8 protein-coding genes, 6 tRNA genes and 2 rRNA genes (1 of these 16 only partly in view) are annotated in these 15,802 nt (G+C 45.0%); 4 read left to right on the top strand and 12 right to left on the bottom strand.

The genetic code is table 11. The annotated features are described in order from the left end of the window. Nucleotides 1-514: 514 nt before the first annotated feature. The 6 genes from OCU60_RS00595 to rep all read right to left on the bottom strand — a co-directional run bounded on the left by OCU60_RS00595 (nucleotide 515) and on the right by rep (nucleotide 3,283). Nucleotides 515-591, bottom strand: a tRNA-Pro gene (locus OCU60_RS00595). Between the two features lie 3 nt (nucleotides 592-594). Further along, nucleotides 595-670, bottom strand: a tRNA-His gene (locus tag OCU60_RS00590). Nucleotides 671-680: 10 nt separating this feature from the next. Then, nucleotides 681-757, bottom strand: a tRNA-Pro gene (locus OCU60_RS00585). A 119-nt stretch (nucleotides 758-876) separates the two neighbouring features. After that, nucleotides 877-952: transfer RNA gene (locus OCU60_RS00580), tRNA-His, on the bottom strand. Between the two features lie 32 nt (nucleotides 953-984). Then, a tRNA-Arg gene (locus tag OCU60_RS00575) sits at nucleotides 985-1,061 on the bottom strand. A gap of 200 nt (nucleotides 1,062-1,261) precedes the next feature. Beyond that, nucleotides 1,262-3,283: a DNA helicase Rep gene (gene rep / locus OCU60_RS00570; RefSeq protein WP_074372354.1), complete on the bottom strand. Its 2,022-nt coding sequence runs from the start codon at nucleotides 3,281-3,283 to the stop codon at nucleotides 1,262-1,264. A gap of 323 nt (nucleotides 3,284-3,606) precedes the next feature. Between rep and OCU60_RS00565 the strand changes: the two genes are divergently transcribed. The 3 genes from OCU60_RS00565 (at nucleotide 3,607) to ubiK (ending at nucleotide 8,242) form a co-directional block, all read left to right on the top strand. Then, entirely contained in the window at nucleotides 3,607-4,725 is a 1,119-nt protein-coding gene (locus tag OCU60_RS00565) for an efflux RND transporter periplasmic adaptor subunit (protein ID WP_074372355.1), read from the top strand. Between the two features lie 11 nt (nucleotides 4,726-4,736). Continuing rightward, complete coding sequence (locus tag OCU60_RS00560) at nucleotides 4,737-7,850, top strand: multidrug efflux RND transporter permease subunit (RefSeq protein WP_074372356.1); 3,114 nt, start codon at nucleotides 4,737-4,739, stop codon at nucleotides 7,848-7,850. A gap of 134 nt (nucleotides 7,851-7,984) precedes the next feature. Then, nucleotides 7,985-8,242, top strand: a complete 258-nt coding sequence (gene ubiK / locus OCU60_RS00555) for a ubiquinone biosynthesis accessory factor UbiK (protein ID WP_074372357.1) — start codon at nucleotides 7,985-7,987, stop codon at nucleotides 8,240-8,242. 165 nt (nucleotides 8,243-8,407) lie between these two features. On the opposite strand, the gene ilvC is transcribed toward ubiK, so the two are convergent. Beyond that, a complete protein-coding gene (gene ilvC, locus OCU60_RS00550) occupies nucleotides 8,408-9,892 on the bottom strand; it encodes a ketol-acid reductoisomerase (protein WP_074372358.1) in 1,485 nt (494 codons plus the stop codon). A gap of 137 nt (nucleotides 9,893-10,029) precedes the next feature. Here ilvC and ilvY point away from each other — a divergent pair, with 137 nt between their 5' ends. Then, nucleotides 10,030-10,926, top strand: coding sequence for an HTH-type transcriptional activator IlvY (gene ilvY, locus OCU60_RS00545; protein WP_074372359.1), 897 nt, complete (start codon nucleotides 10,030-10,032; stop codon nucleotides 10,924-10,926). 117 nt (nucleotides 10,927-11,043) lie between these two features. On the opposite strand, the gene OCU60_RS00540 is transcribed toward ilvY, so the two are convergent. The 5 genes from OCU60_RS00540 to OCU60_RS00520 all read right to left on the bottom strand — a co-directional run. Then, nucleotides 11,044-13,005 (bottom strand): methyl-accepting chemotaxis protein, encoded by a 1,962-nt coding sequence (locus OCU60_RS00540; protein ID WP_074372360.1) that lies wholly within the window; start codon nucleotides 13,003-13,005, stop codon nucleotides 11,044-11,046. A gap of 679 nt (nucleotides 13,006-13,684) precedes the next feature. Continuing rightward, nucleotides 13,685-14,170, bottom strand: coding sequence for a phospholipase D-like domain-containing protein (locus tag OCU60_RS00535; protein WP_235862157.1), 486 nt, complete (start codon nucleotides 14,168-14,170; stop codon nucleotides 13,685-13,687). Between the two features lie 260 nt (nucleotides 14,171-14,430). Further along, a tRNA-Ser gene (locus OCU60_RS00530) sits at nucleotides 14,431-14,521 on the bottom strand. Between the two features lie 88 nt (nucleotides 14,522-14,609). Then, nucleotides 14,610-14,725 (bottom strand): 5S ribosomal RNA (gene rrf, locus OCU60_RS00525). A 77-nt stretch (nucleotides 14,726-14,802) separates the two neighbouring features. Further along, nucleotides 14,803-15,802: ribosomal RNA gene (locus OCU60_RS00520) — 23S ribosomal RNA — on the bottom strand (it continues 1,891 nt past the right edge of the window).

Below are 15,802 nucleotides of genomic sequence, written 5' to 3'. Positions count from 1 at the left end.
TTGAAAGTGGTCGGTGAAGAGGGATTCGAACCCCCGAAAATCATCCTCTGGTTCGCTGATTCTTAAAAGAATGGATGCGCTACCAAACAACGTAATGCTGATATTCATACGATAAAGCAGATATCCGGTAGTGACCGATACAAAAAAGCCCCGGTATAAAACCGAGGCTTTGAAAGTGGTCGGTGAAGAGGGATTCGAACCCCCGAAAACCATCCTCTGGTCCGCTGATTCTTAAAAGAATGGATGCGCTGCCAAACAACGTAATGCTGATATTCATACGATAAAGCAGATATCCGGTAGTGACCGATACAAAAAAGCCCCGGTGTAAAACCGAGGCTTTGAAAGTGGTCGGTGAAGAGGGATTCGAACCCCCGAAAACCATCCTCTGGTCCGCTGATTCTTAAAAGAATGGATGCGCTACCAAACAACGTAATGCTGATATTCATACGATAAAGCAGATATCCGGTAGTGACCGATACAAAAAAGCCCCGGTGTAAAACCGAGGCTTTGAAAGTGGTCGGTGAAGAGGGATTCGAACCCCCGACCCTCTGGTCCCAAACCAGATGCGCTACCAAACTGCGCTATTCACCGAAATGGGGTGGCTAACGAGACTCGAACTCGCGACAACCGGAATCACAATCCGGGGCTCTACCAACTGAGCTATAGCCACCACTGAAAAGTGGTCGGTGAAGAGGGATTCGAACCCCCGACCCTCTGGTCCCAAACCAGATGCGCTACCAAACTGCGCTATTCACCGATACATTTTATTCTTTGATATTATCTATCACTGCCAACAGCATAGGATACATGCTCAAGGCAAACAGTCCGTTTGTCTCTCTGAAAAACAACCCAAATGGGGAAATGCTCTCAGGAAAATGGGGTGGCTAACGAGACTCGAACTCGCGACAACCGGAATCACAATCCGGGGCTCTACCAACTGAGCTATAGCCACCATACGTCTGTTGCCGATCATTCCTCCGCAAATGGCGCGCCCGAAAGGATTCGAACCTTCGACCTTTGGCTCCGGAGGCCAACGCTCTATCCAGCTGAGCTACGGGCGCATCATGCCCTATCGGCGGAGGGGAATGATACGGATATCACTCTTTGTCGTCTAGCTTTTTTTCAACTTTTTTTCTCGTTTGACGCCTTTTTCGTCAGTCATCATTAAAAAAGGCATCTCTTCGATAATCAGATAGTTGAGCGTTGCCAGAAAAGCAGCGCATCATGCCGTGCTCTATCGTTGCTTTTCCCACTCAATTCGTCAAGAATCCTTTTTAAACATCGCTCTCAAATTAGCAATATGCGCTTGTCCTTTTTCCATCCGTTCCTGAGGTGAAAGCTCTTTTTTCTTCTGTTCCCAAGTCACGTCATCATAAGGTAATTCATCTAAAAAACGACTGTGTGTCGGACGAATCAACTCACCGTACTGACGTCTTTCTTTACATACGATGAATGTCATCTCTTTCTGAGCCCGAGTAATGCCGACATACATGAGCCGCCGTTCTTCTTCGATATTATCTTCATCAATGCTGGTTTGATGGGGCAAAATGCCTTCTTCAGTCCCGATCAAATAGACATACGGAAATTCTAATCCTTTGGATGCGTGTAAGGTCATCAGTTGTACCGCATCACTGTCATCATTTTCTTCTCCCCGTTCCATCATGTCACGTAAAGTCAGGCGCTGAACAACCTCTTTGAGCGACTTCTTCTCCTGATCCGGGTTGTTGCCGTCCAAATCCGCGACGACCCATGAATAGAGATCAGACACATTTTTCATTCGCATCTCCGCCGCTTTCGGGCTTGATGAGGTTTCATACAGCCAGTCTTCATAATGAATATCGCGCACCAGCGATCGCGTGACCGCCACCGTATCACCTCTCTCTGTCTGATCCGATAACCGCACCAACCATTGCGTAAAACGCCTTAAATTTTCCAGCCCCTTTCCCGTCAGGTGCTGTTCCAGACCGATTTCAAAACTGGCTTCAAACAGACTTTTACCGCGCATGTTGGCATAGCTGCCCAGCTTCTCCAGCGTCACAGGGCCAATCTCACGGCGCGGCGTATTGACGATCCGCAGAAAAGCATTGTCATCATCAGGATTCACCAACACCCGTAGGTACGCCATGATGTCTTTGATCTCGGCTCGTGCAAAGAAAGACGTTCCCCCTGAAATTTTGTAAGGAACGCGGTTCTGCATCAAACTTTTCTCAATCAAACGGGACTGATGATTCCCCCGATACAGAATGGCATAGTCACGATACCCCGTATGATTGATAAACTTGTGAGCAATAATCTCACCCGTAATACGTTCTGCTTCATGCTCATCATTATTTGCCATGATGATTTTCAGTGTTTCGCCATCCGGCAGTTCAGAAAAGAGTCTTTTTTCATATACGTGGGTATTATTCGCAATCAAAATATTGGCTGAGTGCAAAATCCGATTGGTTGAACGATAATTCTGCTCCAGCTTAATGAGCCGTAAATTCGGATAATCTTCTCCCAATAACACCAGATTCTGAGGTTTGGCCCCCCGCCATGAATAAATCGATTGGTCATCATCACCCACAACCGTAAACCGACCTCGCTCTCCCACCAGCAACTTAACCAATTCATACTGACTGGTATTGGTATCCTGATACTCATCCACCAGCAGATAACGTATTCTCGACTGCCAGTGCTGTCGGACTTGTTCATTGTTTTTCAGTAACCCGACCGGCATCAGAATCAAATCATCAAAATCCAGTGCATTATAGGCTTTCATCTGGTTCTGATAGCATTCATAACAAAAAGCAAATAGTTGTTCCTGCTCGCCTCTGGCGCTCGCCTTGGCCTGAGCCGGAGAGAACATATCATTCTTCCAATTGGAGATGGTACTGAGCAACTGACGCAATAGATCCTTATCCCCATCGATCTGTTTTTCCGTCAATGCCTTGAGGAGAGCCAATTGGTCCTGATCATCAAATAAAGAAAAACCGGCCTTAAGACCGAGCGCTTTATATTCTCGGCGAATGATATTCAAACCAAGTGTATGGAAGGTCGAAATCATCAGGCCACGGGATTCTTTTTTCCCTAACGTTTGCGCGACCCGCTCTTTCATTTCTCTGGCAGCTTTATTGGTAAACGTCACCGCAGCAATATTGCGAGCTTTATAGCCACACTGTTGAACTAAATAGGCAATTTTATTGGTTATTACTCTGGTCTTACCTGATCCGGCACCGGCAAGCACCAAACAGGGACCCGATATATATTTGACGGCTTCATCTTGTCTTGGATTTAACTTCATCCGTTATCTCATCTGCTCTGAACTTGATGGCTGGTTTACGAGAATATTCACACGTCCTCATGATAATGCCCGACTGATAAATTTACCACTCGTGTAAATATGCGAGTTTTTACATAATTTACTGCACAAGTGTGTTGCATATATGGCTACTCTGTAAGCTATAATGGCAACCTAATTCATGCTTCAATACCAAAACGTTAGCAATCAAGCGAACCAATTATTCTGATAGTAGATTCAGTTTTATCAGAAGCATCTTGTTGCACATGCTGAGGAAACAAACTCGTTGAGGCTAGTTCATCATTAAACTTGGAGTTTAACATCGAATGAAAAAGCGGACATTACTATGGACACTCTCGATGCTACTGATTGTTGTTGTGCTGTTAGGTAGTGTAATCGGAGTCAATTTGTTCAAGCAAAAAGCGATGAATGACTATTTTGCGAACATGCCCGAACCCTCATTTCCGATTACAGTTTCTCAGATTAAAACACAAGATTGGACACCGATTATTGAAGCGATCGGTTTTATCGAACCGAAGCAGGGTGTAACACTCACCTCCGAAACCAGTGGTGTCATTAAAGATATCGCATTCGAGTCAGGCGCTTCCGTCGAAAAAGGACAGATGCTGATGGCGCTCGATTCGGCTGTTGAAAAAGCGAACTTAAAAAGTGCGCAAGCTCGTTTGCCTGCGGCAAAAGCAAAATATGAACGCTACAAAGGCTTGTATGCAAAAGGGTCTTTGTCTAAAGAATCTTTCGATGAAGCTGAAGCGGCTTATTTCTCTTTGTCTGCCGATATCGAAAGTTTGAAAGCGACTATCGCCAGACGTGAAATCACAGCACCTTTTTCCGGTTCGGTGGGTATCCGCAATATCTATGTCGGTCAATATATGAATATCGGCTCCAGTATCGTCCGTCTGGAAGATACTTCCGTGATGCGTCTACACTTCACAATACCGCAGACCGACCTGTCTAAAATTTCGGTCGGCCAGACAGTCAACATCGTTGTCGATGCTTATCCGGATGACTCGTTCAAAGGGACGATAAAAGCCATCGAGCCCGCAGTCAGTGCACAGAGTGGCTTGGTTCAGGTGGAAGCCAATATTCCAAATAGCGATGGCAAGCTACGCAGCGGGATGTTCGCCAAAGCAAATATCCTCCTACCGGTCCAAAAAGATCAGGTGATTATTCCTCAGGTGGCAATTGCCTATACGCTTTATGGTGACAGTGTTTACATTGTGACCGAAAAAGATGGTGAAAAGCGTGTCAAGCAACATGTCATTGAGGTCGGGGAGCGCAAAAAAGATGTAGCTCACATATTAAGTGGTGTGAAAGACGGAGATACGATTGTGACTTCCGGTCAAGTCCGCTTAAGTAATGGGGCAAAAGTTCATGTGGTGGAAAGTGATACGCTGACACCATCATCTGAAGTTCCCATGCTTTAACCGGAGGTTGCATGCGCTTTACTGATATTTTCATCAAACGTCCGGTTCTCGCCATATCACTGAGCCTCTTGATTGCCTTGCTTGGATTACAAGCCGTATTCAAACTGCAAATCCGAGAGTATCCAGAGATGACGAACACCGTGATCACTGTGACGACTGGCTACTATGGTGCCAGCTCGGATTTGATTCAGGGATTCATCACTCAACCCTTAGAGCAAGCGATTGCTCAAGCCGATAATATCGACTACATGACCTCTTCATCCTCAATGGGTGGTTCAACAATTACGGTCAAAATGAAGCTCAATACCGACCCGAATGCGGCATTGGCAGATATCTTGGCAAAAACCAATTCGGTACGCTCACAATTACCAAAAGAAGCGGAAGACCCGAGTGTAACGATGTCAACCGGCTCAACGACTGCGGTAGTCTATATTGGCTTCTCCAGTGATGAACTTAATGCCAGCCAAATCAACGACTATCTCGAGCGCGTGGTCAACCCACAGTTATTCTCGGTCAGTGGTGTGTCGAAGGTTGATCTCTATGGCGGGATCAAATATGGCCTGCGTATCTGGTTAGACCCGAATAAAATGGCCGCGCTGAAACTATCTGCTTCGCAAGTCATGAGTGTTCTGAGTGCCAATAACTATCAATCGGCGACAGGGCAATCGACAGGAGAGTTTGTTCTCTATAATGGGGATGCTGATACACAGGTTTCCACGACAACAGAGTTAAAACGGTTGGTCATCAAGTCGGATGAGGGGCAAATCATTCGTTTGGGAGACATTGCTAAAGTCTCGCTGGCAAAGAGTCATGATACCTATCGGGCAACCGCCAACGGAAAAGAAGCCATTGTTGCCGCGATCAATGCTGCACCCAGTGCTAACCCGATCGATATTGCACGAGATGTCAGAGCTATCATGCCGCGCATCGACAAGAATATGCCGAGCAATATCAAGATGACGATGCTCTATGACTCGACCGAAGCCATCAACGAGTCGATTGACGAGGTGATCAAAACCATCGGAGAAGCCGTTTTAATCGTATTGGTGGTGATTACCCTATTCCTTGGTTCTTTCCGCGCGGTCATGATTCCGATTATCACGATTCCACTGTCTCTGATCGGAGTTTCTCTGGTAATGCAGGTTTTCGGGTTTTCCTGGAACTTAATGACACTGCTTGCAATGGTGCTTGCCATCGGTTTGGTGGTTGATGACGCAATCGTTGTTCTTGAAAACGTTGACCGTCACATCAAGCTGGGTGAAACACCATTTAGGGCTGCTATCATCGGAACCCGAGAAATTGCACTGCCGGTTATAGCAATGACACTGACATTGGCAGCGGTATATGCACCGATTGCACTGACACAAGGGATAACGGGCTCACTATTTAAAGAGTTTGCCTTATCTCTGGCAGGATCGGTGATCGTTTCCGGGATTATCGCCCTGACACTCTCACCGATGATGTGTTCAAAGATGCTTGTCGCACACAGTTCTCCTAGCGGATTTGAAAGTAAGGTTCACTCTGTATTGGATCGAATCACTAACCGCTACGAGAAGATGCTGTCTGCGGTCATGCTCCACCGTACCGTTGTGATTGCTTTTGCATTAATCATTCTTGCCAGCCTCCCGGTTCTCTTTAAATTTATTCCGACCGAGCTGGCGCCGGCTGAAGATAAAGGGGTGGTGATGTTTATTGCCAATGGTCAGTCAAATGCCAACCTCGATTACATGCAAAAAACCATGGAGCACGTCAATGACATTCTGATGGCTCAACCCGAAGTTGACTTAAATTTGGAATTCACTGGTGTACCTACATCAAATCAGTCGCTCGGTTTCTCCGTCATGGTGCCTTGGAGTCAACGTGAAGCAAGTCAGGCTGAGATACAGAAACGACTCCAAGGGCTGCTGAAAGAAGTACCGAGTATGTCCGTGTCAGCCTTCGAGATGCCAGAACTCCCGGGTGCAGGTTCAGGTCTACCGATTCAGTTGGTGCTGAAAACCCCCAATAGCTTTGAAAACCTATTTACTTTGGCTTCAGACATTCTGGGCAAAGTTCAACATAGTCCCTTGTTTGTCTACTCAACACTGGATCTAAACTTCGATTCTGCAACCATGAAGATCAGCATTGATAAAGACAAAGCAGGTGCTTATGGCGTAACGATGCAGGATATTGGTATGACACTGGCAACGCTGATGGCTGACGGCTATGTCAATCGCGTTGACCTCTATGGACGCTCGTATGAAGTGATTCCGCAAGTCGAGCGTAAATACCGACTCAATCCAGAATCGATGAACAATTACTATGTACTGGCCGCCAATGGCGATGCAATTCCCTTACGCAGTCTGATTAAGATTGATGTGGTTTCAGAACCTCGGGCATTGCCTCACTTTAACCAGCTAAACTCAGCCACGATCAGTGCAGTCCCAACCCCCGGAGTCACGATGGGAAGTGCTCTCGAATGGTTGAATCATGAGGTCGATAAGACACTACCGATCGGATACACCCGCGACTACATGGGTGAATCTCGTCAGTTCATTACCGAAGGGAGCGCACTCTATACAACCTTTGCTCTCGCTTTGGCAATTATCTTCTTGGTTCTGGCAATTCAGTTTGAATCTATCCGAGATCCAATCGTCATCATGGTCTCTGTACCACTTGCAATCTGTGGGGCTTTGGTCGCGTTGGCATGGGGTGGATTCTTTGGTTTCACATCTCTCAATATCTATTCTCAGGTCGGGTTAATTACCTTGATTGGCTTGATAACCAAGCATGGTATTTTGATTTGTGAGGTTGCCAAAGAGGTACAGTTGAAATTTAATAAAGACCGGATTGAAGCGGTTATGGAGGCTGCTAAGATTCGTCTGCGCCCAATCCTGATGACAACAGCCGCAATGATTGCCGGCCTGATTCCGTTAATGTCTGCAACTGGTGCTGGCGCCAAACAACGTTTCAGTATTGGTATTGTAATTGTTGCCGGGCTTGCAATCGGAACATTGTTTACACTGTTTGTTCTCCCGGTTATCTACAGTTACTTGGCAGAGAAACATAAACCACTGCCGGTTTTTGTGGAAAACGATGAAGAAAAGCAATCAACCGATGAAACACCAACCCATACGGCTTCATAGGTACTTCACCGGGTGTGTTTGATATCCAGATAAGTAAAAGGCCACACGTTGTGGCCTTTTTTGTCCACTTTGATAACGACTTTCTTGCCTGAATTACATAGAATAACAGCAGTAGAAGAGGAGTTTTACCCTATATGTTTGATCCCAAAAAACTAGAGCAAGTCGCAAAACAGATTCATGATGCCATGCCTCAACCCGTCAAAGACCTTGGTGCTGATGTTGAACAAAAAGTTCGTCAGGTGATTCAGGGACAATTGAATAAGCTGGATGTAGTCAGTCGTGAAGAATTTGATGTTCAGACACAAGTATTACTTCGTACCCGTGAAAAGCTGACTCAGCTGGAAACAAAAGTCACTGAGTTGGAAGATAAGTTGTCCAAACAGGATCAGTAACCTCTGTGAACGGAGAACCACTTGTCATGTCCTGCGGGTTTTCATGACAAACCGTTTCATGGCACTCAAAAGCAAAAGGCCTGAATCATTCAATTCAGGCCTTTTTATTATCTCATCAATGTAGCGAGAATCACCGTCACCTCAGCAGGTGACGACTCGATCCGCTTAACCACCAACAGCAATACGCTTCATGTCTTTCATATAGCCACGCAACTCTTCACCGATATACTCGACCGGATGATTGCGAATCACGCTGTTCACATCGATCAGATAACCATTATCAACCTGATTAGATGTTTCACCTAAGCCTTTACCAATCACATCCGTGCTCACTGAAGGCATGAATTTTTCGCGTAGCAGCGGTGTCGCAACATTGGCAAACAGGTAGTTTCCATATTCTGCTGTATCAGAGATAACAACATTCATTTCATACAGGCGCTTACGAGCAATAGTATTGGCAATCAGTGGTAGCTCATGCAGAGATTCGTAATAAGCAGACTCATCAATGATTCCGGAAGCAGTCATCGCTTCAAATGCCAACTCAACACCGGCACGAACCATCGCGATCATCAGGATACCGTGGTCAAAATATTCTTGTTCAGTGATTGTCACATCTGATTCAGGGTAATTCTCAAATGCCGTTTCACCCGTTTCTTTACGCCAGTTCAACAGGTTTGCGTCATCATTTGCCCAGTCAGCCATCATTGTGCTAGAAAATTCACCAACAATGATATCGTCCATGTGTTTGTTATATAGAGGACGTAGCAAGTCTTTCAATTCTTCAGACAGTTCAAATGCTTTAATTTTCGCAGGGTTCGACAGACGATCCATCATATGCGTGATACCACCAAACTTAAGTGCTTCGGTGATCGTTTCCCAACCATATTGCAGCAGTTTTCCGGCATAACCGCCATCGATACCTTCAGCAATCATTTTTTCGTAGCATACGATAGAACCAGCTTGCAACATACCGCACAGAATAGTTTGCTCACCCATTAAGTCTGATTTAACTTCGGCAACAAAAGAAGACTCCAGACAACCCGCACGGTGTCCACCGGTTGCAGCGGCCCACGCTTTCGCGATTTCCAGACCATCATCTTGTGGATCATTTTCCGGGTGAACAGCAATCAGTGTCGGCACACCGAAACCACGCTTATACTCTTCACGAACTTCAGTTCCCGGACACTTCGGTGCAACCATCACAACGGTCAAATCTTTACGGATTTGCATCCCTTCTTCAACAATGTTGAAGCCATGTGAATAGCCCAGAGCAGCGCCTTCTTTCATCAGAGGCATGATGGTTTCAACAACATTGGTATGCTGTTTATCCGGGGTCAGGTTAACCACCAGATCGGCTTGAGGAATCAGTTGCTCATAGCTACCTACTTCAAAACCATTGTCTTTTGCATTCTTATAGGACTGACGTTGCTCATCGATAGCAGCCTGACGCAATGCATACGCAACATCCAGACCAGAATCACGCATGTTCAGGCCCTGGTTTAAACCTTGTGCACCACAACCAACGATCACAACTTTCTTACCTTTGAGGTAATCTGCTTCAGTGGCAAATTCTTCACGGTCCATAAAACGGCAACGGCCAAGTTGATCCAGTTGCTGACGTAAGTTCAGTGTATTGAAATAGTTAGCCATGTAGGGGCTCCTTCGTTATTGATTCATCATGTTGGTAGCAGGCACCGAATGTCCCATATTAAATCAGACATTCTATTGCCGAAAGTGATATATTCACAACCAAGTATTGCAAAAAATGCAACACATTAGACAACGATATGAATATCAGAATATTAGAACTTTTTGTCCATCTCTGTGACAGTAAAAATTTCAGTAAAACCGCAGCGGCAATGCACATCAGTCCGTCCGCGTTAAGTCGCCAGATTCAAAAGTTCGAGGATGAAATCGGCCAACATCTCTTTATCCGGGATAATCGCCGGGTAGAAGTCACGCCAACAGGGCTTCAACTCCTGCCGGTTGCCATAAAAATTATCAGTGAGTGGCAGCAGTTTCAAGCGCAGCTGCATGAGAACAATCAAACCCTGAAAGGTGAAATTCGTCTGTTTTGTTCGGTTACAGCCAGCTATAGCCATCTTCCCGAATTACTCGCTGATTTTCGCTCTCAACACCCGTTTATTGAATTTAAGCTATTAACGGGCGACCCCGCTCAGGCAATCGACAAAGTTCTGAACAATGAAGCTGATCTAGCCATCTCAGCGTTGCCGGAGCAACTTCCTAACCGTATTGTATTTGAACCGATCTGTGAGATACCGTTATCAGTCATCGCCCCCGTCGGCGTCAGCAGCTTCGAGCAGGCACTTTGTGCCGACCCGATTGACTGGTCAATGATTCCATTCATCATCCCTGAATCAGGGACGGCAAGAGAAAGAGCCAATACTTGGTTTAAGGAAATGAGAATTAAGCCAAACATCTATGCTCAAAGTGCCGGGCATGAAGCGATTGTAAGTATGGTTGCGCTCGGATATGGGATAGGCATTGCACCGGATGTCGTCATCAATAACAGTCCGGCCCGGGAAAAGGTGCAACGCTTACCAGAGAGTCAACGGATACAACCGTTTCAACTGGGTGTCTGTTGCCGTCAGTCCCAGTTAGAACAACCACTGGTAAAAGCCTTATGGCAGGTGGTCACCGCGAAAAGAAGTATTGTGACTTAATGCAGTCAACACCATCTTTGACAGAAAGCTTAAGAGCATTGTTGATTTCAAAAAAATGCCTGAGTACAGCGACTCAGGCATTTCTTATATTGTGTCAAAACAATTCAAATAGATTGATCACACTTTAAATTTACCAACCAAATCGAACATTTTCTCCGAGACAGCACGGAATGCTTCAGCACTATCAATCTGATCTTGTGCATCTTCTGTCAGTTGATTTGCAATACCATTAATCTGCTGTGTATTGAGCGTGATATCCTCACACACACAGGACTGTTCCTCAGTTGCTGTCGCAATCTGGATTGAAGCACCTTTTATCTGATCAATCGAACTGGCGAGTATAATCAAACTTTCGCTGGCAGTATTAGCCTGCTCGACAGCATTATCGGTCATCGACTTACTATTTTTCATGACATTTGCTGCTTGTTGCGTTGTTTGTTGCAACTCTTGGATCATTTGCTGAATTTCTTCCGTCGAACTGGTTGTTTTCTGTGACAGATTACGGACTTCGTCAGCAACCACAGCAAATCCCCGACCATGCTCTCCGGCTCTGGCGGCTTCAATGGCCGCGTTCAGCGCCAGTAAGTTGGTCTGTTCTGCGATTCCCTGAATGGTGGTAATAATCGTGGTAATATGCTGAGAATTGTCATTGAGCTTACTGATAATATCACTCGTCGTATGTACTTCACTGGCAAGCATCTCTATCGACTCTCTGGTATTTTCAACGACTAATTTTCCATCCGTACATGCCGTTGAGCTACTTTCTGCTATCCCCGCAGCCTGCTCGGAGCTAGATGCAATTTCGGCCGTCGCCTTTGACATCTCAGAGATAGCATCGGTTACCAATGTGACTTTCTCTAACTGTTCCCCTGAATCCGCCTGCCACTGATGTGCTTTCTCCGTCGCAATAGCCGCCATATGCTTGAGATCAGCACTGAGGCTGACAACTTCTCCAATCAGGCTCCCTAACTTATCCACAAATCCATTAAAGGCGCGCGAAAGTTCTCCAACCTCATCTTTTGCCGTCGTATCGAGCTTAGTCGTCAGGTCACCATGACCTTGAGAGATCTGTTGCAACACATTCGTCACACTGTTGATCTGTGAGGTTATGACTTTTGAAACATAGAACGCGATCAGAATGAAAATAATCACTAAAGGAATCACAATCGCCAACGTCACATAAGTCTGTTTCACCGCTGCTGCATACACTTCGGATTTAGGAACTAATGCAACAAAACGCCAACCCAGCTTAGAAATAACGATTTGTCCAAGAAAATCAGTGCCACCGCGATTCACTTCAAATAGATTTTTAGGGTGTTCACTCATCAATTTAAAAAATGGCGTATCAATATCACTCACCGATTTAAAACTATTCTCCGGCTTGAATGGATCGACCAGAATCGTGTCATTATCTTCCAGTAAAACAATATAACCATTCTCACCAATCGTAATATTCTTGACGATATCAGTCAGCTCATTGACCGAGATATCCAAGCTGACGGCTCCGAGGACTTTATTACTTTTATCTTTTACCGCTTTGGCAATCGCGATATAAGTAGCATCATCGCCCTTCCAATAATAAGCATGGGTCATGATTGCTTTGCCATTCGCGGCCATTGCTGCTTTATACCATGGGCGAACGCGGGGATCGAAAGGAGAAGAAAAGTGACTCCCCGGCCATTCAATATAACTGCCTGTTTCACGCCCGGTATAGACATAAGCCAGATTTTGTTTTGCTTTTCCAAACCGTTCGAAGATATCAAAGAGTTGCTTTGACTGTCCTTCAAGAGAAGACCATCCCTTAAAGTTGTCCACTTTCTGTTGATCAACAAAGCTTGGGGCATTCGATAAATGCTCGGTAACCTCAGGAATCGATGCAAGGTAATCAATACTTTTTTTCGCGTTATCAAAGAAAATATTAAATGCACGATCAACTTGTGAAATTTCTTTCATCGTTGCTTTTTGAAATTGCGTGATAGCCGCATCAGTCACTTCTCTTATTGAGAAAATCGCTAAAAAAGTAACAGGCACTGTTACTGCGACCACAAACGTTACAATCAGCTTTGTTCTAATCTTCATGAGCCCTCTCTCACCAAGTCTCGGCCATTATACTATGCCTAATTTGAAAATAGTGTCTGGTCGCGTTTTTGCAAGATTCATTGGACTTGTCCAATAAGTCCATCACATACTCTAATCCGTTCAGTTATCACACAAATAAAATCAAAAATCACTAGAGAGTGTCAATTATTTCGCAAAAGAGTCGTAAATAGAACTATTTAGCGGGTCTACGAATGAAGCACAATACATGAATAATGATAGAACCAATTGCAACTATACTTATCGTGCTACATTGACGAGATATTCCACACAGTGAATATTAGATTCCTATTTTTATATTGAACGAATGAGAATATTTTCGGTTGAATGAACTTTATTTCAGAGAGTGACTATTAATATGAATTCAATTTAATATTTTATGCATTAGACCCATAAAGAATAATCAACGGAGCTAACGCAACACAGTACTTCCGACAAGAAACCAACCGATGATTTTAGTATCAAGGCACTACAGTATATTTTCGGCACAATTCTCCGTAGCTTCACTCCAATTCGTTTAGATAACCGAACCTTACCGTCAGGATTAAAATCTCTGGTAACCTGCCATGCGTTCTCAACTTCCATTTCTTTTAACATGGAAGATGTCACATCTTGCGTAATCTCAGGAGAGTAAATAATTGTCATACTTTCAGTATTCAAATTAGCACTGCGGGGGATCAAAGTTATAAGTGCCAATCACCGTGATATTATCATCAATCGTCATTGTTTTGGTATGAAGGCCAAATATCGGTACAGAGGGTAACCGTTTATACATATGATCTGACATTACCCTCTGCCTAATTCTGACATCAGGCCTGAATTCATAAATTTCGATACCAATATCCAGTAGTGCGTCTCTATTTCTTTGGTAGCCGCTAAAAGCCTCTAAATTATCGTTGGATGCCAGACTATTGGTGAGAATTTTTATTTTGCCCCCTTTGTTAACTAATTTATGTAGAAACGCCCTGTCTCTTTTGGTCGTAATCAAATATGGTGTCTGAATAATGATACTGTCAGTTGCTTGTTCTGCAAGTTCAACCAACTTATCTTTGGTAATACTTCCGCCACCAAGAAAATGCTTCCGATCATTCTTACCTGGAATGTCAGAAATATATTCAACATGATTGATAAATAATACCAATCGCACTAATTTTATGATCTCATATCAGCTTCAATAGGAGCTGATATGACGACCTGATTTCCCAAAACTTATTTAGAGATTGGACTATATTGACCAGTTAATTAATGTAATTAGTATGAATATTCTGATACGCCAGAGGGATGGAATAGATGGATGAAAACATCGAGTTTTCAAATTGGATTGGAAAATAGGGCAAGTTTAACAGATATAGATAGGTGATTTTTTGACATAAAAAAAGCTGTTGATGATCAACAGCTTTTTAGAGGTGGCGGAGAGATAGGGATTTGAACCCTAGGTACGCTATTAACGTACGCCGGTTTTCAAGACCGGTGCTTTCAACCACTCAGCCATCTCTCCACAAATTGTTATCTAAATAAAGTCTGACAATTGACCGCTCTATTTAGAGTCCATCTTCAGATATCACTATCTCAAGATGATAATTAAAGCCTGGCGATGTCCTACTCTCACATGGGGAGACCCCACACTACCATCGGCGCTGTTTCGTTTCACGTCTGAGTTCGGCATGGATTCAGGTGGGTCCAAAACGCTATGGTCGCCAAGCAAATTTCTTCAATTCGAAAAGCTGATTCTCGTACACAATCAAGTCTCTAAGAGTCCTAAAACCCCTTCGGTGTTGTATGGTTAAGTCTCACGGGCAATTAGTACAGGTTAGCTCAACGCCTCACAGCGCTTACACACCCTGCCTATCAACGTTCTAGTCTCGAACAACCCTTCAGGACGCTTTAAGCGCCAGGGAGAACTCATCTCAAGGCTCGCTTCCCGCTTAGATGCTTTCAGCGGTTATCGATCCCGAACTTAGCTACCGGGCAATGCGATTGGCATCACAACCCGAACACCAGTGGTTCGTCCACTCCGGTCCTCTCGTACTAGGAGCAGCCCCTTTCAATTCTCCAACGCCCACGGCAGATAGGGACCGAACTGTCTCACGACGTTCTAAACCCAGCTCGCGTACCACTTTAAATGGCGAACAGCCATACCCTTGGGACCGACTTCAGCCCCAGGATGTGATGAGCCGACATCGAGGTGCCAAACACCGCCGTCGATATGAACTCTTGGGCGGTATCAGCCTGTTATCCCCGGAGTACCTTTTATCCGTTGAGCGATGGCCCTTCCATTCAGAACCACCGGATCACTATGACCTGCTTTCGCACCTGCTCGAATTGTCATTCTCGCAGTTAAGCGGGCTTATGCCATTGCACTAACCACACGATGTCCAACCGTGTTTAGCCCACCTTCGTGCTCCTCCGTTACTCTTTGGGAGGAGACCGCCCCAGTCAAACTACCCACCAGGCACTGTCCTCGACCCGGATAACGGGCCAAAGTTAGAACATCAAAACTACAAGGGTGGTATTTCAAGGATGGCTCCACACAATCTAGCGACTGCGCTTCAAAGCCTCCCACCTATCCTACACATGTAGGTTCAATGTTCAGTGCCAAGCTGTAGTAAAGGTTCACGGGGTCTTTCCGTCTAGCCGCGGGTACACTGCATCTTCACAGCGATTTCAATTTCACTGAGTCTCGGGTGGAGACAGCGTGGCCATCATTACGCCATTCGTGCAGGTCGGAACTTACCCGACAAGGAATTTCGCTACCTTAGGACCGTTATAGTTACGGCCG

Source organism: Vibrio spartinae (assembly GCF_024347135.1).
In the GTDB taxonomy this organism is placed as follows: Bacteria; Pseudomonadota; Gammaproteobacteria; order Enterobacterales; family Vibrionaceae; genus Vibrio; species Vibrio spartinae.
The sequence above is the reverse complement of the archived record's forward strand: the minus strand, read 5'-3'. Positions and strand labels throughout refer to the sequence as shown.